This is a genomic window from Hansschlegelia sp. (genome assembly GCF_035538955.1).
Taxonomy (GTDB): Bacteria; Pseudomonadota; Alphaproteobacteria; order Rhizobiales; family Methylopilaceae; genus Methylopila.
In genome coordinates this window covers 147,797-171,742 of sequence record NZ_DATLJK010000004.1, presented here as the reverse complement: position 1 = coordinate 171,742, position 23,946 = coordinate 147,797, and the positions used below count along the sequence as shown (strand labels likewise).

The 23,946-nt window shown below is 68.1% G+C and carries 22 protein-coding genes; 14 read left to right on the top strand and 8 right to left on the bottom strand.

Features of this window, described 5'->3' with window-relative positions; all coding sequences use genetic code 11:
* Positions 1–35: 35 nt before the first annotated feature.
* Positions 36–668 (top strand): cysteine hydrolase, encoded by a 633-nt coding sequence (locus VM780_RS02255; protein WP_325444684.1) that lies wholly within the window; start codon positions 36–38, stop codon positions 666–668.
* Here the strand turns inward: VM780_RS02255 and VM780_RS02250 are convergent.
* The 5 genes from VM780_RS02250 to VM780_RS02230 form a co-directional block, all read right to left on the bottom strand.
* On the bottom strand, positions 665–2,731 hold the full coding sequence (locus VM780_RS02250; protein WP_325444682.1) for an NAD(+) synthase: 2,067 nt from the start codon (positions 2,729–2,731) through the stop codon (positions 665–667). The two genes, VM780_RS02255 and VM780_RS02250, sit on opposite strands and share 4 nt — an antisense overlap.
* 84 nt (positions 2,732–2,815) lie before the next feature.
* Complete coding sequence (locus VM780_RS02245; protein ID WP_325444679.1) at positions 2,816–3,811, bottom strand: glycosyl hydrolase; 996 nt, start codon at positions 3,809–3,811, stop codon at positions 2,816–2,818.
* Positions 3,808–4,581, bottom strand: a complete 774-nt coding sequence (locus tag VM780_RS02240; RefSeq protein WP_325444677.1) for a TIGR04290 family methyltransferase — start codon at positions 4,579–4,581, stop codon at positions 3,808–3,810. The genes VM780_RS02245 and VM780_RS02240 overlap by 4 nt, the downstream gene beginning before the upstream one ends.
* Positions 4,578–5,186, bottom strand: coding sequence for a histidine phosphatase family protein (locus VM780_RS02235; RefSeq protein ID WP_325444675.1), 609 nt, complete (start codon positions 5,184–5,186; stop codon positions 4,578–4,580). The genes VM780_RS02240 and VM780_RS02235 overlap by 4 nt, the downstream gene beginning before the upstream one ends.
* Positions 5,183–6,154, bottom strand: a complete 972-nt coding sequence (locus tag VM780_RS02230) for an inositol-3-phosphate synthase (protein WP_325444673.1) — start codon at positions 6,152–6,154, stop codon at positions 5,183–5,185. The genes VM780_RS02235 and VM780_RS02230 overlap by 4 nt, the downstream gene beginning before the upstream one ends.
* A gap of 537 nt (positions 6,155–6,691) precedes the next feature.
* On the opposite strand from VM780_RS02230, the gene VM780_RS02225 reads away from it, so the two are divergent.
* The 11 genes from VM780_RS02225 (at position 6,692) to VM780_RS02175 (ending at position 15,610) form a co-directional block, all read left to right on the top strand.
* Complete coding sequence (locus tag VM780_RS02225) at positions 6,692–7,792, top strand: NAD-dependent epimerase/dehydratase family protein (protein ID WP_325444671.1); 1,101 nt, start codon at positions 6,692–6,694, stop codon at positions 7,790–7,792.
* Positions 7,789–8,877, top strand: coding sequence for an NAD-dependent epimerase/dehydratase family protein (locus VM780_RS02220; RefSeq protein WP_325444669.1), 1,089 nt, complete (start codon positions 7,789–7,791; stop codon positions 8,875–8,877). The genes VM780_RS02225 and VM780_RS02220 overlap by 4 nt, the downstream gene beginning before the upstream one ends.
* Positions 8,878–8,920: 43 nt before the next feature.
* The gene (locus VM780_RS02215) at positions 8,921–10,039 is read left to right on the top strand and encodes a glycosyltransferase family 4 protein (RefSeq protein ID WP_325444667.1); all 1,119 of its coding nucleotides are present in this window, start codon (positions 8,921–8,923) and stop codon (positions 10,037–10,039) included.
* The gene (locus tag VM780_RS02210) at positions 10,036–11,148 is read left to right on the top strand and encodes a CgeB family protein (RefSeq protein WP_325444665.1); all 1,113 of its coding nucleotides are present in this window, start codon (positions 10,036–10,038) and stop codon (positions 11,146–11,148) included. Before VM780_RS02215 ends, VM780_RS02210 begins: the two co-directional genes overlap by 4 nt.
* On the top strand, positions 11,145–12,239 hold the full coding sequence (locus tag VM780_RS02205) for a CgeB family protein (protein WP_325444664.1): 1,095 nt from the start codon (positions 11,145–11,147) through the stop codon (positions 12,237–12,239). Before VM780_RS02210 ends, VM780_RS02205 begins: the two co-directional genes overlap by 4 nt.
* On the top strand, positions 12,236–13,369 hold the full coding sequence (locus tag VM780_RS02200) for a CgeB family protein (protein ID WP_325444662.1): 1,134 nt from the start codon (positions 12,236–12,238) through the stop codon (positions 13,367–13,369). Before VM780_RS02205 ends, VM780_RS02200 begins: the two co-directional genes overlap by 4 nt.
* Positions 13,370–13,380: 11 nt before the next feature.
* The gene (locus tag VM780_RS02195; protein ID WP_414652768.1) at positions 13,381–14,415 is read left to right on the top strand and encodes a UDP-glucuronic acid decarboxylase family protein; all 1,035 of its coding nucleotides are present in this window, start codon (positions 13,381–13,383) and stop codon (positions 14,413–14,415) included.
* 32 nt (positions 14,416–14,447) lie between these two features.
* Positions 14,448–14,621, top strand: coding sequence for a hypothetical protein (locus VM780_RS02190; RefSeq protein ID WP_325444658.1), 174 nt, complete (start codon positions 14,448–14,450; stop codon positions 14,619–14,621).
* A 76-nt stretch (positions 14,622–14,697) separates the two neighbouring features.
* The gene (locus VM780_RS02185; RefSeq protein ID WP_325444656.1) at positions 14,698–15,006 is read left to right on the top strand and encodes a hypothetical protein; all 309 of its coding nucleotides are present in this window, start codon (positions 14,698–14,700) and stop codon (positions 15,004–15,006) included.
* 18 nt (positions 15,007–15,024) lie between these two features.
* Entirely contained in the window at positions 15,025–15,216 is a 192-nt protein-coding gene (locus VM780_RS02180; protein WP_325444654.1) for a DUF3008 family protein, read from the top strand.
* Positions 15,217–15,325: 109 nt separating this feature from the next.
* The gene (locus VM780_RS02175; RefSeq protein ID WP_325444652.1) at positions 15,326–15,610 is read left to right on the top strand and encodes a hypothetical protein; all 285 of its coding nucleotides are present in this window, start codon (positions 15,326–15,328) and stop codon (positions 15,608–15,610) included.
* A gap of 78 nt (positions 15,611–15,688) precedes the next feature.
* Here the strand turns inward: VM780_RS02175 and VM780_RS02170 are convergent, their stop codons facing one another.
* The 3 genes from VM780_RS02170 to VM780_RS02160 all read right to left on the bottom strand — a co-directional run bounded on the left by VM780_RS02170 (position 15,689) and on the right by VM780_RS02160 (position 18,592).
* The gene (locus tag VM780_RS02170) at positions 15,689–16,699 is read right to left on the bottom strand and encodes an inorganic phosphate transporter (RefSeq protein WP_325444650.1); all 1,011 of its coding nucleotides are present in this window, start codon (positions 16,697–16,699) and stop codon (positions 15,689–15,691) included.
* 7 nt (positions 16,700–16,706) lie between these two features.
* Positions 16,707–17,351 carry a DUF47 domain-containing protein gene (locus tag VM780_RS02165; RefSeq protein WP_325444648.1) on the bottom strand — a complete coding sequence of 215 codons (645 nt, stop codon included), beginning with the start codon at positions 17,349–17,351 and terminating at the stop codon, positions 16,707–16,709.
* 176 nt (positions 17,352–17,527) lie between these two features.
* Positions 17,528–18,592 carry a siderophore-interacting protein gene (locus VM780_RS02160; RefSeq protein ID WP_325444646.1) on the bottom strand — a complete coding sequence of 355 codons (1,065 nt, stop codon included), beginning with the start codon at positions 18,590–18,592 and terminating at the stop codon, positions 17,528–17,530.
* 689 nt (positions 18,593–19,281) lie between these two features.
* Here VM780_RS02160 and VM780_RS02155 point away from each other — a divergent pair.
* Together VM780_RS02155 and VM780_RS02150 are read left to right on the top strand one after the other, a co-directional pair.
* A complete protein-coding gene (locus VM780_RS02155) occupies positions 19,282–22,983 on the top strand; it encodes a vitamin B12-dependent ribonucleotide reductase (protein ID WP_325444644.1) in 3,702 nt (1,233 codons plus the stop codon).
* 92 nt (positions 22,984–23,075) lie between these two features.
* The gene (locus VM780_RS02150; protein WP_325444642.1) at positions 23,076–23,666 is read left to right on the top strand and encodes an ImmA/IrrE family metallo-endopeptidase; all 591 of its coding nucleotides are present in this window, start codon (positions 23,076–23,078) and stop codon (positions 23,664–23,666) included.
* Positions 23,667–23,946 lie beyond the last annotated feature (280 nt).

Here is a 23,946-nt window from a genome sequence, read left to right as displayed (position 1 = left end):
ATCGCCTCCGGAGTTCTTCAGGCTGGAGGTGCGGAGTGGGCGATAACGGCAAACCGACGCAGGAGCGCGAATGCCCGGATCTGTCGGGTCGCGCCGTCGCCCATCTCTGCATCGACATGCAGAAGATGTTCGCCGAGGACACAGCGTGGCGCACGCCCTGGATGGACCGGGTGCTGCCGGTCGTGGAGGAGATCGCCGCACGACACGCCGCCGAGACGATCTTCACGCGCTTTATTCCGCCCCACACGCCGGACGACGCGCAGGGCTCCTGGCGCGCTTATTTCGAACGATGGCGGGACTTCACGCGCGAGCGCATGGACCCGGAGCTGCTGAAGCTGCTCGATCCGCTCGCGCGTCTCGCGCCGCCGGCGGCAGTGCTGGACAAGCCCGGCTACTCGCCGTTCCACAACACGCAGCTGCACCAGGATCTCCAGGCGCGCGGCGTCGACACGCTCGTCGTCACGGGCGCCGAGACGGACATGTGCGTGGCCGCGGCGGTCTTCTCAGCGGTGGAGCGGGGCTATTTCGTCGTGCTGGTGAAGGACGCGCTGTGCAGCTCCAGCGACGACACGCATGACGCGCTGATCAAGCTCTACGCCCAGCGCTTCGGCCAGCAGATCTTCCTGACCACCGCCGAGCCGCTGCTCGCGGCGTGGCCTGAGCGTTAGTCCCCGCCAAGCTCCGGCAGCGCCTCGCGGAGTTCGGCGAGCCAGATGTCAGCGACCGAATCCGACGGCGCGCGCCAGTCGCCCCGCGGCGACAGGCTGCCGCCCGCCGAAATCTTGGGGCCATTCGGAAGCGCGCTGCGCTTGAACTGGCTGGTCTGGAAGAACCGGCGCAAGAAGGCCTCCAGCCAGCGCGCGATCGTGGCGAGGTCATAGGCGTTCTTCGCGTCGTCCGGGAAATGCGCCGGCCACAGGCCAGCCGAGGCGTCCCGCCAGGCGTGCCAGGCGAGGAACGCCACCTTCGAGGGCGGCAGTCCGTAGCGCAGGATGTGAAACAGGAAGAAGTCGTGCAACTCATAGGGGCCGACTTTCGACTGCGTGCTCTGGATCGCGCCGGTGTCGTCGGCGGGCACCAGTTCCGGCGAGATTTCGGTGCCGAGGATCGCGGTCAGGACGTCGCCGGTCGCGGCGTCGAATTGGCCGGTGCGCACCGTCCAGCGGATCAGGTACTGGATCAGCGTCTTCGGCAGCCCGGCGTTGACGGCGTAATGGCTCATCTGGTCGCCGACGCCATAGGTGCACCAGCCGAGCGCCAGTTCCGAAAGGTCGCCGGTGCCGACCACGAAGCCGCGGCGGTGGTTTGCGAGCCGGAACAGATAATCGGTCCGCAAGCCTGCCTGCACGTTCTCGAACGCGATGTCGTAGACCTTCTCGCCGCGCGCGAACGGGTGGCCCATGTCGGCCAGCATCTGACGGGCGGCGGGCCGGATGTCGATCTCCTCCGCCTCGACGTCGAGCGCGCGCATGAGCTTCCAGGCGTTGCCCTTGGTCTCCTCGCCGGTCGCAAAGCCCGGCATGGTGAAGCCGAGGATCGTCGAGCGCGGCAGCCCCATCAGGTCGCAGGCCTTGGCGGCCACGATCAGCGCGTGGGTGGAGTCGAGGCCGCCGGAGACGCCGATCACCATGTGCGAGCCGGTCGTGGCCTCGAAGCGGCGCACCAGCGCGCTGACCTGGATGTTGAAGCTCTCGTAGCAGTCGAGGTCGAGCCGCTCCGGCGCGTCCGGCACATAAGGGAAGCGGCGGATCGCCCGCCTGAGGCCGAGATCCGCGAAGCTCGGCTCGTGACGGAACCGGACGGTGCGGAAACTCGTCTCCGGATGCCCGGCGAGCGCGGCCGCGTCGTTGAAGGTGGGGGTGCGGGCGCGCTCGAGCCGGATGCGCTGGACGTCGACGTCAGCGGCGATGATCTGCGGCCTGCGCGAAAACCGCTCCGACTGGGCGAGCGGCTCGCCCATTTCGTAGATCGACCCCTGCCCGTCCCAGGCCATGTCGGTCGTGCTCTCGCCGTCGCCGGCCGCCGAATAGGCGTAGGCGGCGACGCAGCGCATCGATTGCGAGGCGCAGAGCAGCGCGCGGTCGGCCGACTTGCCGACGGTGATGTTCGATGCGGAGAGATTGCAGAGGATCGTCGCGCCGGCGAGCGCGCCCATGGTCGAGGGCGGCGTCGGCGCCCAATAATCTTCGCAGATCTCGACGTGGAAGACGAAGTCCGGAAGATCCTCGGCCGCGAACAGGAGGTCCGCGCCGAAAGGCGCGACCTGGCCGGCGAGCTCAATCTCGAGGCCGCGCAGGCCGGCGCCCGAGGCGAACCAGCGCTTCTCGTAATACTCCCGATAGTTCGGCAGGAAGGTCTTGGGCACGACGCCGAGAATGCGCCCGCGCGCCACCGCGACGGCGCAGTTGTAGACGCGTCCGTTGCGCCGGACCGGAGCCCCCAGCAGGAGGACGGAGCTCAGCTCACGGCTGCGTTCGACGACCTCAGCGAGCGCGCGTTCGACGCCGGAGAGCAGGGCGTCCTGCAGGTGCAGATCATCGATTGCGTAACCCGAGAGGCCGAGCTCCGGATAGATGAGCAGGTCGACGCCCTGCTCCGCGGCCGAGGCCGCCTGCTCAAGCGTCGCTGCGGCGTTCCGTTGCGGATCGGCGACGAAAACCTTTGGCGTGGCCACGCCGACGCGGACGAAGCCATGCCGGTGAAGCGACGCGAAGCCTGCGGGTTCAGCCATGGGTTCTCGACCAGTTCCGACGGGACCTGAGGCCCGGCCCGCAGCTATAAGGCCGCCCCGCCGAACCGTCACGCCCGGCCCATGTCAGCCGCCGCCGCCGACGTGACGCAGCAGCGTCTCGAGATTGGCGGAGGGGTCCTTACTGGCCCACTCCTCGTCGCTCACAGGCGCGCCAGCGTCCGCGGCCGTTCCACTGGGCGCGTAGCGGCGGACCATATCCCCGCAGAACGAGGCGAACTCCTCCGGATCGATCGGCGGGCTGGTGTGGTGCGGCGCGATTCCCCGATGCTCCGGCGTGAAGCAGAAGGTGACGGTGACGTCGAAATCGGACAGGGCCGCCATCTGACGGTCGAACCATTCGAGCGCGTTGGGACGGAAGCTGTCGGCCCAGGATAGCCCCGTGCGGACGTGCCTGACGCCGAGCCGATGCAGCCACGCGACCCCCTCGTCCAGCCGGTGGTCCTCGAAGTGGAACCATTGGCACAGGCCCATCCCCTGCCCCGCCTCGGCGAACGCCTGAAGGGCAGGCTTCGGCGCGCCGTCCTCGCGCAGAAGGCCCATGTGGAAATGCCGGTAGTAGGACGATCCTTCCGCCTCGCGGTGGCGCGTCGTCGCCTCCCAGGTCTTGGGCAGGTCGTAGAGGCTGTACCAGTGCACGCGGTCGACATGGCCCGCCAGCAGCTCGGCCGTCCGCCTCACGCCCCAGGCCTGCACTTCCTCCGAGCCGAAGCTCGAGACGCCGACCTCCGTCACCCAGACTGGCAGATGCGTGGCGCGGCGGATCTCCTCGACCTTCTCCGGCCACTCGTCGATCTTCCATAGGTTCCAGTCGAGCGGGAACCCGTGAACCGCGACCACGTCGACATTGTCGAGCACGCCGCGCTCGGCGAGCTTCAGCAGGAAGAACGGATCGATCGGCGACATGCCGCCCAGAACCCGCGGCAAAGCGGGATTTGCAGCCTTGATGGCCTTGCCGGCGGCGCTTGCGGTCTCGGCGAAGCGGCTCCAGTCAGGATCGAGCTCGAGGTCCCAGTGGGACTTGTTGTTCGGCTCGTTCCAGATCATGGCGGCTTCGATCATCGCGCAGCTCCGCGTGAGGGATAGACGGCCCCCTGCCAGGGGGTCGGGCCCCGCCGGCAGATGAAGGTCTCGGCCTCCGGCTGTGAGACGATCTCGAAGCCGGCGGCGCGCAGCATGGCCTCGGAGCCTGCCCGGTTGGGGATCCACCAGTTGCTTGGATCGCCCGCATAGGCGTGCTCGACGAAGTAGGCCAGCGGGTAGCCCTCGGCCTCGAACTCGCCCTCGAAGAAATCGTAGTCCGACCGGACCGGATGCACCTCCGGCGAGCCGCGCTGCAGCGTCTGGAACAGCAGCATGTCGCCCGCGACGTGTTCGTGGATCAGGTCGAGCGCGAGCAATGGGTGGCGCAGATGGTAAAGGACGCCCATGAACACCACGACGTCGAACTTTTCGCCGAGCTCCGCGACGTCGTAGACCGAGAGCTGCCGGAAGCTGACGTCGTCGAAACCGAGGGTCTCGGCCGCGAAGCGCGCCTGGGCGAGATAGCGCTCGTCATAGTCGATGCCGACGACCCGGCCTGCGCCGCGCCGCTTCATCTCGAAGGAGTGGAAGCCGGCGTTGCAGCCGATGTCGAGCACGCTCGCGCCGTTGAGGTCATCGGGAAGCGCGTGGGCGAACCTGTTCCACTTGTCGGTCGGGTGGTTGCCGAGGAAGTGTCCCGGCGCCGTCTGGACGCCCCGGAGATCGAGATTGTGGAACCACGGCCCGAGTTCCTCGATGCGACGGCGGATATCCTCCGCTGAGAGCGGTTCGGCGTCGCTCAGGCTCATGCGTATGTCTCCCTCAGCGGGCATGTCTCGCCGGGCTCCCGGCTCAGGAGGCCGAACTCGCCAGGCCCGATGTCGATCTTCCAATAGTGCCCGAGCGGCATCCCGAGCTCGCTCAGCAGCACGGACTTGATGACGTCGGCATGGCTGACGACCACCACGATGCGCTCATCGTAGCGGGTCGCCAGCCGGCCAAGCCCCTCCAAGGCACGATGCTGAGCCTCCGCCATGGTTTCGCCGCCCGGCGCGCGGGCGTGTTCGCGATCTTCATTCCAGATCCGCCAGCGCGGATCGTGGGCGAGCTCCTCGAACCGCTTGCCCGCCCATTCGCCGACGTCGATCTCGTCGAACGCGCCGCTCACCTCGAGCGGGAGGCCGAGGTCGGCGGCGATCACTGCAGCGGTGTCCTGTGTCCTCTCGCGCGGGCTCGCCACCACCGTGACGGGGCTCCACTGGCCGGCTTCGGCGAAAGCCCTCACCTTCGGCGCGACCCGCCGTGCCTGCGCGCGGCCCTCTTCGTCGATATGGATGCCCGGCGTGCGTCCCAGCAGCCGCTCTCCGAAGCCGGCATGGCGGCCGTGCCGGACGAGGAAGAACAGTGTGGTCATGCCCCGTCCGAGCGACCGTCCACAAAGGCCGCCGCGAGCTCCGCAGCCTCGTGGTCGGTGAACTGCCGCGGCGGCGACTTCATGAACCACGCCGACGGACCCTCGAGAGGCCCTGACACGCCGCGGTCGAGAGCGATCTTGGCGCAACGCACCGCATCGATGACGATGCCGGCCGAATTCGGCGAGTCCCAGACGTCCAGCTTGAGCTCGACGGAAAGCGGCGCGCCGCCGAACGCCGTGCCTTCGAGCCGGATGTAAGCGGTCTTGCGATCGGTCAGCCACGGCACGTGGTCGCTCGGTCCGACGTGCACGTCGGACGCCGGCAGCGGCACGTCGAGCTGGCTCGTCACGGCTTGGGTCTTAGAGACCTTTTTCGACGCCAGGCGAGAGCGCTCCAGCATGTTCTTGAAGTCGGAATTGCCTCCGAAGTTGAGCTGGTAGGTGCGGTCGAGCCTGACGCCACGCTCCCGGAACAGGTTCGCCAGAGTACGGTGCACGATGGTCGCCCCGACCTGGCTCTTGATGTCGTCGCCGATCAGCGGCAGCCCCCGGTCCCTGAAGCGCTGGGCCCATGCGGGATTGGAGGCGATGAAGACCGGGACGCAGTTGACGAAGGCGCAGCCGGCTTCGAGGGCCTGCTCGGCGTAAAACTCCGTCGCGCGCTGCGAGCCGACCGGCAGATAGGAGACCAGCACGTCGGTCGCGCTCTCCCGCAGCGCGTTCGCCACCTGGACCGGCGGCGCCTCCGATTCCGGGACGTCGTCCGTGAGATACTCGCCGATCCCATCAAGCGTGGGGCCGCGCAGCACCACCGGCCCCGGCTCGGGCAGCTCGGCGAACCGCAGCGTATCGTTCGGCGCCGCGAGCAGCGCCTCGCGCAGCGGGCGGCCGACCTTTGCGGCATTGACGTCGAAGGCGGCGGAAATCGAGACGTCGTCGACATGGTAGCCGCCGAGGTCAGCGCTCATCAGGCCCGGTATGGGCTCGTTGCCGCGCGCGTCGCGATAATACGCCAATCCTTGCGCGAACGAGGACGCGCAATTCCCGACGCCCACGATGCCGACCCTAAGCGATGACAAACCCTGTCTCCCGATTCGCCGCACGAGAGCGGCGCGCCCTGAAGCGGACGCTACGTAACTGCGCTAGGTTTAGCGCTCGTCACCCGATCCGCGCTGAAACGCCGCGCGAAAGGACCGTGTTCCCAAAACCCTAGCCGGGGCGAACCTTTTTTCTAATTCCCAGCCTCATCAACGGGAACAAAGCAGCGGAAGCTGCCGTTCCAGCGCCACCCGCCACTGACCCTCGGACGGCTATGAGCTCAGCGCAGACGACCACGGATCACGACGTCATCCGCAGATGGACGGCCGGGCGAGCCGAGCCGCCGCCATCCGGAGCGCGCGAGGCCGGGTCGGCCGGAAACCTGCGCCCGAACTTCGGTCACAAGGAAGAAAGTCTCGAACGGGCCGGCTGCAACGACTTCTTCCGGAACGGGCAGGACTGAAAACATGGCGCAAACTGTTCTGATCACCGGCGGCGCCGGCTTCATCGGGCGCCACGTCGCGTCCGCGTTGATCGCGCGGGGCGACCGCGTCCGCATCCTCGACAGCCTCATCGAGCAGGTCCACGGCGAAGACCCGGCGGTGCCGCTTGCGGACGATTTCATCCGCGGCGACGTCCGCGACGCCTCGGCCATGGCGCGCGCGCTCAAGGGCGTCGACAAGGTGGTGCACCTCGCGGCCGAGGTCGGGGTCGGCCAGAGCATGTACGCAATCGACAAATACGTGGCGGTCAACGACCTCGGCACCGCCGTGCTGTTCCAGGAGCTGATCGATCAGCCGGTGCAGCGCGTCGTGGTGGCGTCCTCGATGAGCGTCTATGGCGAGGGCCTTTATCGCGACGCCGACGGCGCCCTGCTCGAGGAAGTGCAGCGCGTGAAGGGCTCCGCCGGGGCCTGGGACCCGACTGACGCTCAGGGGCGCCCGCTGATCCCGGTGCCCACGCCCGAAACGAAGCGCCCGAATGTCGGCTCGGTCTACGCTCTGACCAAATACGTCCAGGAGCGGCTGACGCTGAACGTCACCGCGGCGTACGGCATGGAAGGCGCGGCGCTGCGCCTGTTCAACGTCTATGGCCCGGGCCAGGCGCTCTCAAACCCCTATACGGGCGTCCTGGCGATCTTCGCCTCGCGCATCCTCAACGGTCAGGCGCCGCTTGTGTTCGAGGATGGCGAGCAGCGTCGCGACTTCGTGAACGTCGACGACATTTCGCGCGCGTTCCTGACCGTCCTCGACAGGCCGGAGGCCAATGGCGAGGTGTTCAATGTCGCGAGCGGCCGCGACCGCTCGATCAAGGACGTGGCCGTGTCGCTGGCGCGCGTCATGGGCCGCGAGGATCTCCAGCCGGAGATCGCCGAGAAGGCGCGCTCGGGCGATATTCGCCACTGCATCGCTGACGTCTCGAAGATCGAGCGGACCCTTGGCTTCCGGGCCGAGCGCGATTTCGAGAACTCGCTGGGCGATCTCGTCGAATGGGTCAGTCAGCAGACGCCCGTGGACCGCGTGGGCGACGCCCGGCTCGAGCTTGAGAGGCGGGGGCTGATGCGATGAGCGTCGGGTCCCGCGGCGGCGGCTCGTCCCGCGCCCCAGCGCTCGTGACCGGCGGCGCAGGCTTCATCGGATCCAATCTGGTCGATCGCATCGCGCGCGACGGCGGGCCCGTGCGCGTGCTCGACTCGCTTGCGCGGCCTGGCGTCGAGATGAATGTCGAGTGGCTGCGCCGCCGCCACCCCGAACGGGTGGAGGTGGTGATCGCCGACGTCCGCGACATGAGCGCTGTGACGGCGGCGATGCGAGACGTGACCACCGTCTACCATCTCGCTGGCCAGACCGCGGTGACGACCAGCCTCGTCGACCCGCGCGCGGATTTCGAAGTCAACGCACTGGGCACGATCAACGTGCTGGAGGCCGCGCGGCAGAACGCGCGGCGACCGGCTGTGATCTTCGCCAGCACCAACAAGGTTTATGGCGATCTGGGCGACGTCGAGCTCGTGCAGGAGCAGGACGGGTACGCGCCGGTCGACGCCGCGCTGCGGCGCTACGGCGTCGGAGAGAGCCGACCGGTCGATTTCCACACGCCCTATGGCTGCTCTAAAGGCGCGGCGGACCAGTACGTCCTGGACTATTCGCGCAGCTTCGGCCTGCCGACGGCGGTGCTGCGGATGAGCTGCATCTACGGACCCCGCCAGCTCGGCACCGAGGACCAGGGCTGGGTCGCGCATTTCGCGCGCTCGGCGCTCGAAGGCTCGCCGCTGACGATCTATGGCGACGGGTTGCAGGTGCGCGACGTTCTGCATGTCAGCGACGCGGTCGAGGCCTATGTGGCCGCCGCCGAGCGGATCGAGGCGATCTCAGGCCGCGCCTTCAATCTCGGCGGCGGTCCTGAAAACGTCGTGAGCCTCAGGGCCGTCATGGCGGCGATCATCGAGCTGACCGGCCGACCCATCGCGTCCGAACTCGCGCCGTGGCGAGCCGGCGACCAGCGCTACTACGTGTCCGACACGCGCCGCGCCGCTCAGGAGCTCGAACTGCCGCGGCCGCGCCACTGGCGCGACGGGCTTGGCGATCTCATCGAGTGGCTGTCCTCGATGCGCCGCGAAGCGCCCGCGCTCGCCGTGGCGGGAGGCGCGGCGTGACGAAGCCGCTCGCCGCCCGCCGGCTATCGGGGGCGGACCGCTGATGAGCGAAGCCTCGGAGCTCCGCCTTCTGCTGACCGCCGACGCGGTCGGGGGAGTCTGGACCCACGCGGTCGAGCTCGCCGCCGGGCTGTCGTCGGCCGGCGTCGCGACGACGCTTGCGACGCTTGGTCCGGCGCCGACCCCACGCCAGATCGCAGCCGCGGAAGTCTACCCGGGCGTGACCGTCGCGCCCACCGGCCTGCCGCTGGACTGGCTGGCGCGCTCTGCCGGCGAGATCAGCGATGCGGCCGAGGCGCTCGCCGCCTTTGCACGGGCGGCCTCAGCCGACGTCGTGCACCTCCATAGCGCAGCCTACGCCCTGGCCGATTACGGCGTTCCGGTCATCGTCAGCTGCCACTCCTGCCTTGCGACCTGGTGGGAGACGATGCGCGACGGCCCACCGGCCGCCGACTTCGAGTGGCGCGTCGCCGCGACGGCGCACGGCCATGTCGCCGCTGACCGTCTGGTCGCTCCGACCGCCGCCTTCGCCAGAGCGACCCGCGCGGCCTACGGGCTGGCGCATGAGCCGGTCGTGGTGCCGAACGGTATCGGCGCCGCGCCGCGCGACGAGCCCGTCTCTCCCGGAGCTGCGAGCGTCTTCACCGTCGGCCGGCTCTGGGACGAGGCCAAGGACGTCGCGACGCTGGACCTGGCGGCGGCGCGCATCGCCGTCCCGTTCGAGGCCGCCGGCGCGCTGGCTTCCCCGGACGGCGCTGCGGCGATCCGGCTTCAGACCATACAAGCGCTCGGCCAGCTCAGCGCGGACGAGGTCCGGGCGCGGCTCGCCCGCCGCCCTGTGTTCGCCTCGGCCGCGCGCTACGAGCCCTTCGGTCTGGCCGCGCTGGAGGCGGCGCGCGCAGGTTGCCCGCTCGTGCTCTCCGACATCCCGACGCTGCGCGAGCTCTGGAACGGAGCGGCGCTATTCGCGGCGCCGGGCGACGCCGACGGCTTCGCCGATCACATCGCCCGCCTGCTTGATGCGCCCAATGAGCGGGCCCATTTCGGCGCCCTCGCCCGGCAGCGCTCGCGCCGCTTCACCCGGGACGCGATGACCGCCGGCATGCTCCGGCTCTACCGCGAGGCGCTCTCTGCTCCCGATCACGTCGGAGCAGCGGCATGAGGATCGTCTACTTCACCCATTCGCTGCGATCCTGCTGGAACCACGGCAACGCGCATTTCGTCCGTGGCGTGCTCCGCGAACTCGCGCAAGCCGGCCATGAGGTGTCTGCGCTTGAGCCGGAAAACCCCTGGAGCGTGCAGAACCTCGTCGCGGACCATGGCGAAGCCGGCTTCGCGCCGTTCCTATCCGCCTATCCGGAGCTGTCCTTCGAAACCTATGGGGATGAACCTGACCTCGCCGCCCTCACGGAGGGGGCGGATCTCGTGCTCGTCCACGAGTGGAACGAGCCGGCGCTGGTGAACGCGCTCGGCCGCCTTCGCGCGCAGGGGGCCCGGTTCACGCTGCTGTTCCACGACACGCATCACCGGATGGCGAGCGAGCCGGATGCGATGGGCCGCTACCGACTCGACGACTATGACGGCGTGCTGGCCTTCGGGGCGAGCCTCGCGGATGCCTATCGGAGACTCGGTTGGGGCCGCCGCGCCTTCGTCTGGCATGAGGCCGCGGACACCCGCCTGTTCCACCCGCCGGCCATTGAGGGCGAGCGCGACGGGCTCGTGTGGATCGGAAACTGGGGCGATGACGAGCGCAGCGACGAGCTCCGCCGCTTTCTGCTCCGCCCTGCGGCCGCGGCCGGCCTGCGGCTGGACATCTACGGGGTCCGCTATCCCGGCGAAGCGCTGAAGGAGCTCGCCCGCCATGGCGCGAGCTATCATGGCTGGCTCGCCAACCCCCGTGCGCCGGACGTCTACGCCCGCCATCTCGCGACAGTGCACGTTCCCCGCCGGCTTTACGTGCAGAGCCTGCCGGGCATCCCCACCATCCGGGTGTTCGAGGCGCTCGCCTGCGGCGTTCCGCTGCTGTCGGCGCCCTGGGCGGACAGCGAGCGCCTGTTCGAGCCCGGTCGCGACTTTCTAGTCGCGAACGATGAAGCCGAGATGACGACCCACATGCGCGCCACGCGGAACGATCCGGAGCTTCGTCAGGAGCTCGCGCGCAATGGCCTCGCGGCCATTCGCGCCCGTCACACCTGCCGGCATCGCGCCGAGGAGCTCCTCGGCTTCGTCTCGGAACTGCGCGCGTCACAGATCGAGAGCGCCACGGTATGAAGATCGCGTTTTACGGATCGAGCCTGCTGTCGTCCTACTGGAACGGGGCGGCGACCTACTACCGGGGGGTGCTGTCCGCGCTCGCCCGCCGCGGGCACGAGATCGTTTTCTATGAGCCCGACGCGTTCGACCGGCAGTCGCATCGCGACATCGAGCCGCCGGACTGGGCGAAGGTCGTGGTATGGCCGGCGACCGAGGATGGCCTGCGCAGCGTGGTGGCGGAGGCGCCGGACGCGGACGTGGTGGTCAAGGCGAGCGGCGTCGGCGTTTTCGACGACGAACTCGTGGCGCAGACCATGCGCGCCGCCCGGCCGGACGCGCTGCGCATCTTCTGGGACGTGGACGCGCCGGCGACGCTCGCCGAAATCCGCGGCCGTCCAGGCCACCCGATCTCCGACGCGTTCGGCCAGATCGACATGGTGCTGACCTATGGCGGCGGCGACCCGGTGGTGAACGCCTATGAGGGGCTCGGCGCGCGTCGTTGCGTGCCGGTCTACAATGCGCTCGACCCGGAGAGCCATCATCCAGTCGCGCCGGATCAGCGCTTCGCCTGCGACCTCGCCTTTTTGGGCAACCGCCTGCCCGACCGTGAGGCGCGGGTAGAGACCTTCTTCCTCGAGCCCGCGGCGCGCCTTCCCGAGCGCTCGTTCCTCCTCGGTGGTTCGGGCTGGGAACATCGTGCGCTGCCGGAGAACGTGCGCCATCTCGGCCACGTCTACACACGCGACCACAACGCCTTCAACGTGACGCCCCGCGCGGTGCTCAACATCGCCCGCGACAGCATGGCGGCGACCGGCTTCTCGCCCGCGACGCGCGTGTTCGAGGCCGCCGGCGCCGGCGCCTGCCTGATCACGGACGCCTGGGAAGGGCTCGAGCTGTTCCTGACGCCGGACGAGGAGGTGCTGGTGGCCCGTGACGGAACCGACGTCGCCGAGCACATCGCCGGCCTCACGCGCGAGCGCGCCGAGGCGATCGGCCAGCGCGCGCTGCGTCGGGTGCTGGCCGAACACACCTATGAGCGCCGCGGCGACCAGGTCGACGCGCTGCTCAGGCGGGAGATCGCCGCCAAGCGGGAGAAAAACGCCGCATGAGCTCGCGTCCGCTCGACATTGTGGTGCTCGGGCTTAGCCTCTCCTCCTCCTGGGGCAATGGCCACGCCACCACGTTCCGCGCCCTGTTGAAGGCGCTCGCCGCGCGCGGCCACCGCATCCTTTTCCTCGAGCGGGACCAGCCCTGGTATGCGAGCCACCGCGACCTGACGGACCCGGATTATTGCGAGCTAGCGCTCTACGACAGCGTCGCCGAGCTCGACCGCTGGCGGGAGCGGATCGCCAACGCCGACGCCGTGATGGTCGGCTCCTACGTGCCGGACGGGACCGAGGTCGCGCGACGGGTCCGCGGCTTCGTCCGCGACGGCGCCTATCTGTTCTACGACATCGACACGCCCGTCACGCTGGCTGCGGTCGACCAGGCGCGCTGCGCCTACCTCACGCCGGACGTCATCCGGCTGTTCGACGTCTATCTGTCGTTCACCGGCGGGCCGACGCTGCGGCGGCTTGAGACCGATTACGGCGCGCGCGCGGCGCGCCCGTTCTACTGCTCGGTCGACCCGGAGGCCTTCGCGCCGCAGGACCTGCCGAAGCGATGGGACCTCAGCTATCTCGGAACCTACAGCCCCGACCGACAGCCGAAGCTGGAAAGCCTTCTTCTGGAGGTCGCGCGTCGCGCCCCGGACCTGCGGTTTGCGGTCGCCGGGTCAGGCTACCCGGCGGATCTCGCCTGGCCGGCGAACGTCGAGTGGATCCCGCACCTGGCGCCGCCGGAGCTGCCCGGCTTCTACGCGGCGAGCCGCTTCACGCTCAACCTGACGCGCGCCGACATGACGGCCGCCGGCTACAGCCCGAGCGTGCGGCTGTTCGAGGCCGCGGCGACCGGGTGCCCGGTCGTCTCCGACAATTGGGCAGGGCTCGACGAGCTTTTCCGGCCAGACCAGGAGATCGTCATCGCCGGGGACGCCGACGACGTGCTGCGCGCGGTGCGGGAGTGGCCTGCGGAACGCGTCGCCCGGCTTGCGGGCGCTGCGCGCGCCAAGGTGCTCGGCGGCCATACCGCGAGCCATCGCGCGCGGCAATTCGAGACCTATGTGCACGAGGTGCAGGCGGGTTCTGGCGAGACCGGAGTCGGCGAGGAGGCTTCGAGGGGCCTCGCGGTGGGAGCGTGACGATGTCGGAGATGCGATCGGGCGGAAAGACGGCGGTCGTCGCCGGAGGTGCGGGGTTCCTGGGCTCTCACCTCTGCGACCGGCTGATCGCGGACGGCGCCCGCGTGATCTGCATCGATAATCTGCTCACCGGCCGGATCGAGAACCTGCGCCAGTTCGAGCGCGAGCCGCGCTTCACCCTGATCGAGGCCGACGTCATCGATCCCCTGCCCCAGCGCATCGCCTCGGGCCGCGATCGGATCGACGAGATCTACAATCTCGCCTGCGCGGCGTCGCCGCCGCACTATCAGGCGGACCCTGAGCACACGATGCTGACGAGCGTCATTGGCACGCACCAGCTGCTCGGCCTCGCAGCCGGCAAGGGCGCGCGCTTCATGCTGGCATCGACCAGCGAGGTCTATGGCGACCCGGACGTCCATCCCCAGCCCGAAACCTATCGCGGCAACGTCAACCCGATCGGCCCGCGCGCCTGCTACGACGAGGGCAAGCGGGCGGCCGAGTGCCTCGCCTCGGACGCGCTGAGGGCCCGACGCGTCGACGCCCGCATCGCCCGCATCTTCAACACCTACGGCCCCAGAATGCAGCCGGACGACGGCCGCGTCGTCTCGAACGTCATCTGCCAGGCGCTCAGCGGGCGGGACATCACCGTCTATGGCTCGGGCGAGCAGACGCGCTCGTTCTGCTACGTCTCGGATCTCGTCGAGGGCTTCATCCGTCTGATGGCCTGCGACAAGGATCTGCCGGGGCCGATCAACCTCGGCAATCCGCAGGAGCTCACGGTCAACGAGCTCGTCCGCCTCGTGCTGGCCCATCTGGGCGCCGACTGCGTCGTCGTGACGAAGCCGCTTCCGGTGGACGACCCGCGCCGGCGGCGCCCGGACATCAGCCGCGCCAAGAGCTATCTGGGCTGGGCGCCGCAGGTGACGCTGGAGGCTGGGCTCGCGGAGACCTGCGCCTATTTCGCGGAACGCGCCGCCGAGTTCCGGCAGCGCCCGGCGGAGGCGGTCGTCAACGGCGCGGACGCCGTCGAAGCGGGCCTTCTCTAGAGAGAGAAAACGCGCTCGAGGAGGATGTCGCGATGTTGAAGCCGGTCTACTTCTCCGAACCGAAAGACGGCGCCCAGGTGGGCTGGTGGGCCGTGGACGAGCACGGAACGCCGGTGTTCGGCCCCTACCCGACCCGGGAAGCCGTGCTTGTGCATATCGCCGAGAAGCGCGGCGCCGATCAGATCGCGGACGACGGCCAGGGCTGACCGGCGCCGGAACGATTTCCGGCCTCGCGAATTCCTCCTCCGAAGGCGCTTGAGCGCTCAATGGAGGAGGCTGCAAATGGCCGAACAGACAAACTCGAATGAGACGCATCGCCCGCAGGTCGCCGATCTGCGAAAGACCGTGGACGATCTCACGCGCCGCGTGAGCCGCATCAACGGCCGGCCGCGGCACATGTCGCACCGCCTGTTCGAAGAGGATGACGATCTCGCCACGACGGTGCGCGCAGGCGCAACGCGGGCGCGCGACACCCTCGTTCAGCACCCCGGCCTCGCTGCGCTCGGTCTTGCGGCCGCGGCCGGCGCTGTGATCGCCATGACGATCTGCTCGAGCGACCGCCGGCGGGCCTCGGACCGCTGGTGGGGCTGATCGGCAGGAGGAAGAGCCATGCCTGCGAAATCGAAGTCGCAGCAGAAGGCCGCCGGCGCGGCCCTGTCCGCGAAGCGCGGCGACACCAAGAAGAGCGACCTGAAGGGCGCGTCGCGCTCGATGGCTGATTCGATGACGGAAAAGGAGCTCCACGAGCTCGCCTCCGGCGGCCGAAAGGGCAAGCCGGAGCACGTTTCGAAATCAGAGTAGTCGACGTCGCGCCGGCAGCGCGCCGCGTCAGCTGGACTTCAGCCTAAGGTCCCGGGAACAAATTCCCTGCTCAAGAGTTCCTCTTGTGCCTAAAAACTGGAGAGGAACCATGCCCATGCTGAAGCGCATCACGCTCGCCGCCGCCGCCACCGCCCTCATGCTTGGCGGCGCTTACGCGCAGTCCAATGACATGAAGCACGACGGTACGTCGTCCATGGACAAGGGCTCTGCGAGCGGCGACCAGAAGACCTCCCCCGGCACCACCGGCGCGATGAACGACGTCGCTCCGAACGTGCAGAAGAACCCGGACGAGGTGCAGAAGCAGCAGGCCGACCAGGACGCCCGGCGCGGCGGCGGGGCCGAGACGCCGAAGTCGTCCGACCAGCCGAAGTGATCAGAAGCGGCGCGCTCTTCGGGCGCGCCGGCCGGCAGGCGTACAAGGCGGCGGCTTCGGCGCGCCGCCTTTTTTACGTCAGGCGAATACGCCCGTGATCCAGTAGCTAGCGGCGGCGATCAGGGCGGCCGCCGGGAGCGTCAGAACCCAGGCGATGACGATGTTGCTGGCCACCGCCCAGCGCACGGCGGAGGTGCGTTTCGCCGCGCCGACGCCGACGATCGCGCCGGTGATCGTGTGAGTCGTCGACACCGGCACGCCGAGCCACGTCGCAATGAACAGCGTCAGCGCGCCGCCGGTCTCGGCGCAGAATCCCTGCATCGGAACCAGCCGGGTGATGCGCGAACCCATGGTGTGGACGATGCGCCAGCCGCCGCAGAGCGTCCCGAGCGCCATCGCGGCCTGACAGCTCAGCACCACCCAGAGCGGAATGTGGAACTCGCCGCCGAGATGGCCCTGCGAGTAGAGCAGCACCGCGATGATGCCCATGGTCTTCTGGGCGTCGTTGCCGCCATGGCCGAGCGAATAGAGCGAGGCCGAGACGAACTGCAGCCGGCGGAACTCGCGGTCCACTCCGAAGGGCGTCTGCCGCACCACCGCCCATGAGACCACCAGCACCAGCAGCAGGGCCAGCAGGAAGCCGACGAGCGGCGACAGCACGATCGCCGCGACGGTTTTGCCGAGGCCGGTCCAGACGATGACGCTGAAGCCCGCCTTCGCCAGCGCGGCCCCGACCAGCCCGCCGATCAGGGCGTGCGAGCTGCTGGACGGAATTCCAAGAATCCAGGTCAGGACGTTCCATACGATTGCGCCGATCAGGGCGCAGAAGATCACCCTGGGATCGACGATAGCGGCGTCCACGATGCCGGTGCCGATCGTCTGCGCGACATGCAGCCCGAAGAACAGGAAGGCGATGAAGTTGAAGAAGGCCGCCCAAAACACCGCGTAGCGCGGGCTCAGGACCCGAGTCGAGACGATGGTGGCGATCGAGTTGGCCGCGTCGTGCAGGCCGTTCAGGAAGTCGAAGAGCAGCGCTACTCCGATCAGTCCGATCAGGAGCGGCAGGGCGAGCGTCGCGGCCTCCGTCATCGGTCGCTCAGACGTTTTCGATCATGATGCCGCTGATCTCGTTCGCGACGTCCTCGAAGCGGTCCACGACGTCCTCGAGATGCCGATAGATCTCGCTGCCGACGAAATACTCCATCGCGTTGTCGCGGCCGGCCGACTGGAAGAGCTTTTTCAGCCCTTGGTCGTGCAGATCGTCCGAGCGCCCTTCGACGCGGGTGACCTGCTCGGTGATCTCGCTGATCCGGGTGGCGTGCTTGGCGATCGCGCTGAGCAGCGGAACCGCTTCGGCGGTCAGATTCGCGGCCTCGACGACCGTCACGCCCATCTCGCGCATCAGCGGGTCGAAGCTGCGCAGCTCATAAAGCGTGATGACCTTGGCGGTCTTGTTCATCTGGTCGATGGCGTCATCCATGGACTGGATGAGGTCCTTGATGTCGCCGCGATCGAAAGGGGTGATGAAGCTGCGCCGCACGGTCTGCAGCACCTCGCGCGCGATATCGTCCGCCTCATGCTCCCAGCGGACGATCTCGGCGCAGTAGCGGGGCACCTCGTCGCCGCCTTCCAGCAGCTTCTGCAGCGCGTGCGCGCCGGCGACCAGCGTGCGCGAATGCCGTTCAAACAGGTCGAAGAACCTGTCCTCGCGCGGCATCAGTTTCCGGAATGCGCTCAGCATCACCTTTGGCCTCTCGTCGCGTCGCCGCCAGGGCGAGAGTTGCGGATCCGGACGCCCGGCTCCGCTTGGCAGGTGAAGGAAAATGTAGGCGCTGTCCAGTGGCGGCCCAGCGCGCCGGGCGGGAAGCGTCACATTGCCGTCATGCGCTGTGGCGCCGTTACGACGGGCGGAGCGACTCAGGCGGCCGGGGCGCGCTCCCAATAGCCGACCACCATGTGGCGGTCGCGCGCCAGCTTCCACGCCGAGCGAAGATGGGCGCGGATCTCCTTCGCGGCGCCGTACTCGCAGGCGACCCAGGCGTAAGCGTCGTCGGCTTCAGGCCGGAGCGCTGACGCCACCGCCTGCGCAAGCGGCGAACCGCCGTCGGCCGGCGCGGCGGAGCGGTGCAGCCAGCGAATCTCGAAGCCGTCCGGCGCCTCCAGTCGAACCTCCTCGCTGGGCCCGCCGACCTCGATCAGGGCGGTCCCGCGGGCCCGCGCGGGCATCAGCTCCAGCGTTCGGGCGATCGCCGGCAGGGCGGTCTCGTCGCCCGCAAGCAACGTCCAGCCGGACTGCGGCGCCATCTTGCCGACAGGCCCCGCCATGCCGCACACCGCGCCCGGTTCGGCGCGGACGGCGAAGCTGGCGCCCGGCCCCGGATCGTCGTGCAGCACGAAGTCGATGTCGATCTCGCCCGCTTCGGGCCGCACGCAGCGCACGGTGTAGTAGCGAACGGCGGGCTTGCGCTCCTCCGGCGGCCAGACGATCTGCCCGTCAGCCCCCACCCGCGGCCATTCCGGCTGCGCCACTCCGTCTGGCGGGAAATACAGCCGGACGTGGATGCCCTCGCGGGAGTCGAAGCGGGCGAGATCCTCGCCCGAGAAGGTCAGGCGGCGCATCTTCGGCGTGAGCTCGACTGCCGACTTGAGGGTGAGCTCGCGAAAGTCGGCGATCCGGTCGGACGCCGCGACATTGCCGCGCCACGCGATTGTCGGCGTAAAGCCCTCACAGAACTCCTCGACATGCTCGGCCACGAAGGCGCGCAGCAGCTCGAGCGATCCCATGTCCTGCGCGGTGAGCTCCACCTTGAGGGCCGTCGCCGTGACCTCGATCGCCCCGCTGCCGACCCCGAGGTCGACAAGGGTCCGCCCGTCGACAAGCTCGCAGAGCACGTCGTGCTCCTGCATGTGCTCGATCAGCAGCGACGCCACGCGATGCGGGTCCGGCAACGTCACTTCGGTGCGTGAGATCAGAGACGCCACTATGCCCTCCGCGCTGCGTCGCGCTGACCGCGCGACAGGCCGACATCTATGACGCAAGGCGGCGACGGGGCAATCAATTCCAGCTTGATCGACTTATTCTAATTTCAGCCTGAACATAAACTTGAACTGACTGCGCCGCATGCCATGACTTGCAGGATCGCCTCTGCTTCATCGTTCGCGGCAAAGGCCGCCGAAGCCGCCCATGTCGCGATCGGCGCCCCCGGCGACTGATGCGGAAGCCGCATCGCTTCGCGTTTTCCCCGCTGTTGTCCACAGCGCTCCAAGGCGGCGCTGGCGGTCCCGAAGCTGAGGGGAATCAGCCTCCTCAGCGATCACCGCAAGCGGCCATCAACGTTTGATTCACTTCTGCCGGAACACTATATCTTGTGGCGGAAGGCCGGGCGTTCACGAGAGCTAGCGTGGATAACCCCATTTCCGACTCGACCCGTCGGCGAGACTCGCTTTAGGTTTGTCCCTCTCAGCGGGGTCGTCCAAAGGCCCCGGCGAGAGTCAGACCATCTCGGAATTCGACGGGCAGAGGCGGGCAGCCTCCCCGGACGCCGTCGCGCAAACCTTTGCGCGGGATCGCCCCCTCATGCGTTGAGCATGACGGGCCAAATGCTGCGCCGCGCGAGCGGCCCGGACGCGTCGCGGGGGCGCATCCGGTCTGAATTGGAGCTTCGGACGTCATGCGCATCGAACGTCGCTACACCAAGGCCGGCCAGTCTCCTTACGCCGAGGTTCCGTTCCGCAAGGCGACGAGCGAGATCCGCAATCCGGACGGCTCGACCGTGTTCCGCGCGGCTGACATCGACGTGCCGGAGGCGTGGAGCCAGGTCGCCGTCGACATCCTGGCGCAGAAGTATTTTCGCAAGGCGGGCGTGCCGGCGAAGCTGAAGGCGGTCGAGGAGAACACCGTCCCGTCCTGGCTGTGGCGCTCCGTCGCCGACGAGGCTGCGCTCGACGCGCTGGCGGAGTCCGAGCGGTTCGGCCCGGAGCGCGACGCCCGGCAGGTGTTCGACCGGCTCGCCGGGACCTGGACCTATTGGGGCTGGACGCACGACTATTTCGACACCGAAGAGGACGCCCGCGCCTTCTTCGACGAGCTCGCCTACATGCTGGCGACGCAGAAGGCCGCGCCGAACTCCCCGCAATGGTTCAACACCGGGCTCTACTGGGCTTACGGGGTCGACGGGCCGAGCCAGGGCCATTTCTACGCCGACCACAAGACCGGCGAGGTGCGCCCCTCCGCCTCGTCCTATGAGCGGCCGCAGCCGCACGCCTGCTTCATCCAGGGCGTCTCGGACGACCTCGTGAACGAGGGCGGCATCATGGATCTGTGGGTGCGCGAGGCGCGCCTGTTCAAATACGGCTCCGGCACCGGCTCGAACTTCTCGGGCCTGCGCGGCGAGGGCGAGCGGCTGTCCGGCGGCGGCAAGTCGTCCGGCCTGATGTCCTTCCTCAAGATCGGCGACCGCGCGGCGGGCGCGATCAAGTCCGGCGGCACCACGCGCCGCGCGGCCAAGATGGTCGTGGTCGACGCCGACCACCCCGACATTGAGAACTACGTCTCCTGGAAGGTGAAGGAGGAGCAGAAGGTCGCGGCGCTCGTCACCGGCTCGCGGATCGTCAAGAAGCACGTCCGCGCGATCCTCAAGGCCTGCGTGAACTGCGAGGGCGAGGGCGACGACTGCTTCCTGCCCGAGAAGAACCCGGCGCTGAAGCGCGAGGTGAAGCTCGCCCGCAAGGCCCAGGTCTCCGACAACATGATCCGCCGGGTGATCCAGCTCGCCCGCCAGGGCGAGACCGAGATCGACCTCGAGACCTTCACGACCGACTGGGACGGCGAGGCCTACCTCACGGTCTCGGGCCAGAACTCGAACAACTCGGTGCGCGTCACCGACGATTTCCTGCGCGCCGTGGAGAATGACGGCGACTGGACGCTGACCGCCCGCACCACCGGCAAGCCGGTGAAGACGCTGAAGGCGCGCAAGCTGTGGGACCAGATCTCCTACGCGGCCTGGGCGTGCGCAGACCCTGGCGTGCAGTTCCACACCACGGTGAACGACTGGCACACCTGCCCGGCCTCCGGGCCGATCCGGGCGTCCAATCCGTGCTCGGAATACATGTTCCTCGACGACACGGCCTGCAATCTCGCCTCGCTCAACCTGCTGCAGTTCCGCCGGGCGGATAAGTCGTTCGACGTCGAATCCTACGCCCACGCCTGCCGGCTGTGGACGGTCGTGCTCGAGATTTCGGTGCTGATGGCGCAGTTCCCGTCGCGCCAGATCGCGGAGCTGTCCTGGCGCTACCGCACGCTCGGCCTCGGCTACGCCAATATCGGCGGCCTGCTGATGTCGTCCGGCATCGGCTATGACTCTCCGCAGGCCCGCGCGCTGTGCGGCGCGCTGTCCGCGCTGATGACCGGCGTCGCCTATGCGACCTCCGCCGAGATGGCGGGCGAGCTCGGCGCCTTCGAGGGCTTCGCGCCGAACCGCGAGCACATGCTGCGCGTCATCCGCAACCACGCCCGCGCCGCCCGCGGCGAGGCGCAGGGCTATGAGGGCCTCTCCACCCTCCCCGTCCCGCTCGACATTGCCTCCTGCCCGGAAGCCGCCGTGGTGAAGGCCGCGCAGGACGCCTGGGAGCGCGCGCTCAAGCTCGGCGCCGCCCACGGCTTCCGCAACGCGCAGGTCTCGGTTGTCGCCCCGACCGGCACGATCGGCCTGGTGATGGACTGCGACACCACCGGCATCGAACCCGACTTCGCGCTGGTGAAGTTCAAGAAGCTGGCCGGCGGCGGCTACTTCAAGATCATCAACCGCGCCGTGCCGGAGGCGCTGCGCGCGCTCGGCTATTCGGAAGCCGACATCGCCGAGATCGAGGTTTACGCCGTCGGCCACGCCTCGATGCGCCAGGCGCCCGCCATCAACCCCGTGACGCTGCGCGCCAAGGGCTTTCCGGACGAGCTGATCGACACGCTGGAGGCGGCCTGCAAATCGGCCTTCGACGTCAAGTTCATCTTCAACAAGTGGACGCTCGGCGAGGACTTCCTGACCGGCGCCATGAAGGTCCCGGCCGAGAAGCTCGACGATCCGAGCTTCGACCTGCTCGCCCACCTCGGCTTCTCCAAGGCCGAGGTCGAGGCCGCCAACACGCATATCTGCGGGGCCATGACGGTCGAGGGCGCGCCGCATCTTAAGCCGGAGCACTATCCGGTGTTCGACTGCGCGAACCCGTGCGGCCGCACCGGCAAGCGCTTCCTCTCGGTCGAAAGCCACATCCGCATGATGGCGGCGGCGCAGCCCTTCATCTCGGGCGCGATCTCCAAGACCATCAACATGCCGAACGACGCGACCGTCGAGGATTGCGCCAAGGCCTATGAGCTTTCCTGGAAGCTCGCGCTGAAGGCCAACGCGCTCTACCGCGACGGCTCGAAGCTCAGCCAGCCTCTGTCGGCGCAGCTGATCGCCGACGACGAGGAGGATACCGACGAGGCCGTCGAGGCGCTGGTGGCCCAGCCGCAGGCGGCGCGCACCGCGCAGGTTATCGAGAAGATCGTCGAGCGCGTGCAGATCGTGCGCGAGCGCGAGAAGCTGCCGGGCCGCCGCAAGGGCTACGCCCAGAAGGCCATCGTGGGCGGACACAAGGTGTACCTGCACACGGGCGAGTATGACGACGGCCGCCTCGGTGAGATCTTCATCGACATGCACAAGGAAGGCGCGGCCTTCCGCTCGGTGATGAACAACTTCGCCATCGCGGTCTCGCTCGGCCTGCAGTACGGCGTGCCGCTCGAGGAGTATGTCGAGGCCTTCACCTTCACCCGCTTCGAGCCGGCCGGCTTCGTGCAGGGCAACGACACGATCAAGAACGCGACGTCGATCCTCGACTACGTGTTCCGCGAGCTCGCGGTGTCCTACCTGTCGCGCTACGACCTCGCCCATGTCGACCCGTCGGAGATCACTCCGGACTCGATCGGCAGCGGCGTCAGCCAGGACAAGGCCCCGGCGCCCGCCCCTGTCTCCAAGGGGCTCCTGCGCGGTCGGCAGCTGACGGCGGTCGTGACGCCTGCTCCTTCGGGCGAGCCGCGCGGCTCGGCCGCGGCCTCCAACGTCACCGCCATCGGCGGCAGGCCGGCTGCGACCGCGATCTCCGGCCAGACCGCGACCGCGCTCAAGCGCGAGCCGGCGCCCGAGGAGGCTCTCGGCCACCTCGCCTGGGAAGCCCCCTCGCCGGCCCCGGCCGCCAAGACCGCCGACGCCCGCCGCATGGAGGCCCGCCTCAAGGGCTACGAGGGCGAAAGCTGCTCGGAATGCGGCAACTTCACCATGGTGCGCAACGGCACCTGCCTGAAGTGCGACACGTGCGGCTCAACGAGCGGGTGCAGCTGAAAGGAACGCTGCGTAAGAACAAGATTCTGCATTCTACTTGCGCAAATCAAAAGAGGGGAGCGATGATAGTGATTCGACTATAGGAGGTCGCTATGCGCGGCTTTACTGACGAGGAAATTGAAGGTCAGACGCGCCTTGCGCGTCAGGTAGCTGGAATAGATAACCAGCTACAGCCGGATCTAATGACCGTTATCACCGCCTACAAACGCGCCGGCTCGCGGCCCTTTAATTATCAGAGATGCGGATATGACGATCTGCCCGAGGCAGAAGCGGCCTGGGACGCTAGCAAATCTATCCTCATGATGCGTCACGACGTATTTGGCCGAATGAACTCTAATGAGCCCCGCGCGCGATTTACGATTTCACACGAGTTGGGACACTTTTGGCTCAAGCACTCCGGCATACGAAATCGTTCAATCACGCCCTCGATAGCCGAGCGGTTAGTCTCCCAAATTCGTCGGGAAGAACGGGAGGCAATGCGGTTTGCACCGGCTTTCTTAGCGCCAGCTCATTTGATCGACCCCTTCGCGTCAATTGAGGAGATCATGGAGACCTTCTTGCTCAGCAAAGAGGCCGCCACAATCAGAAGCCAAGAACTACAAAGGTTATATCGGCGCAAGAACAGGATTGAGCGCCCTCTTCCTGCTTCAATTGAGGAATTTATAAGAACTACTAAATGGTAAAACAGCTGAGTATTCTGGCGATAGATAAATTAGCCTGCCCTTCCAACTAGACATAAGCATGATCAATCGGCAGCGATTTACTGATAACGCCGCCGGCAGACATGTTCGCTCATCATCGCCGGGCTTGACCCGGCGATCCATCGGGCGCGGACGCGCCCGGCATGATGGATGCCCGGGTCAAGCCCGGGCATGACGGCGTCCAACGGCCGCGCGCCCAGCATAATCTGCTCCACTCCCTAGCCCGCCACATCGACGCACCTCCTCGGAACCAATCCCCCCG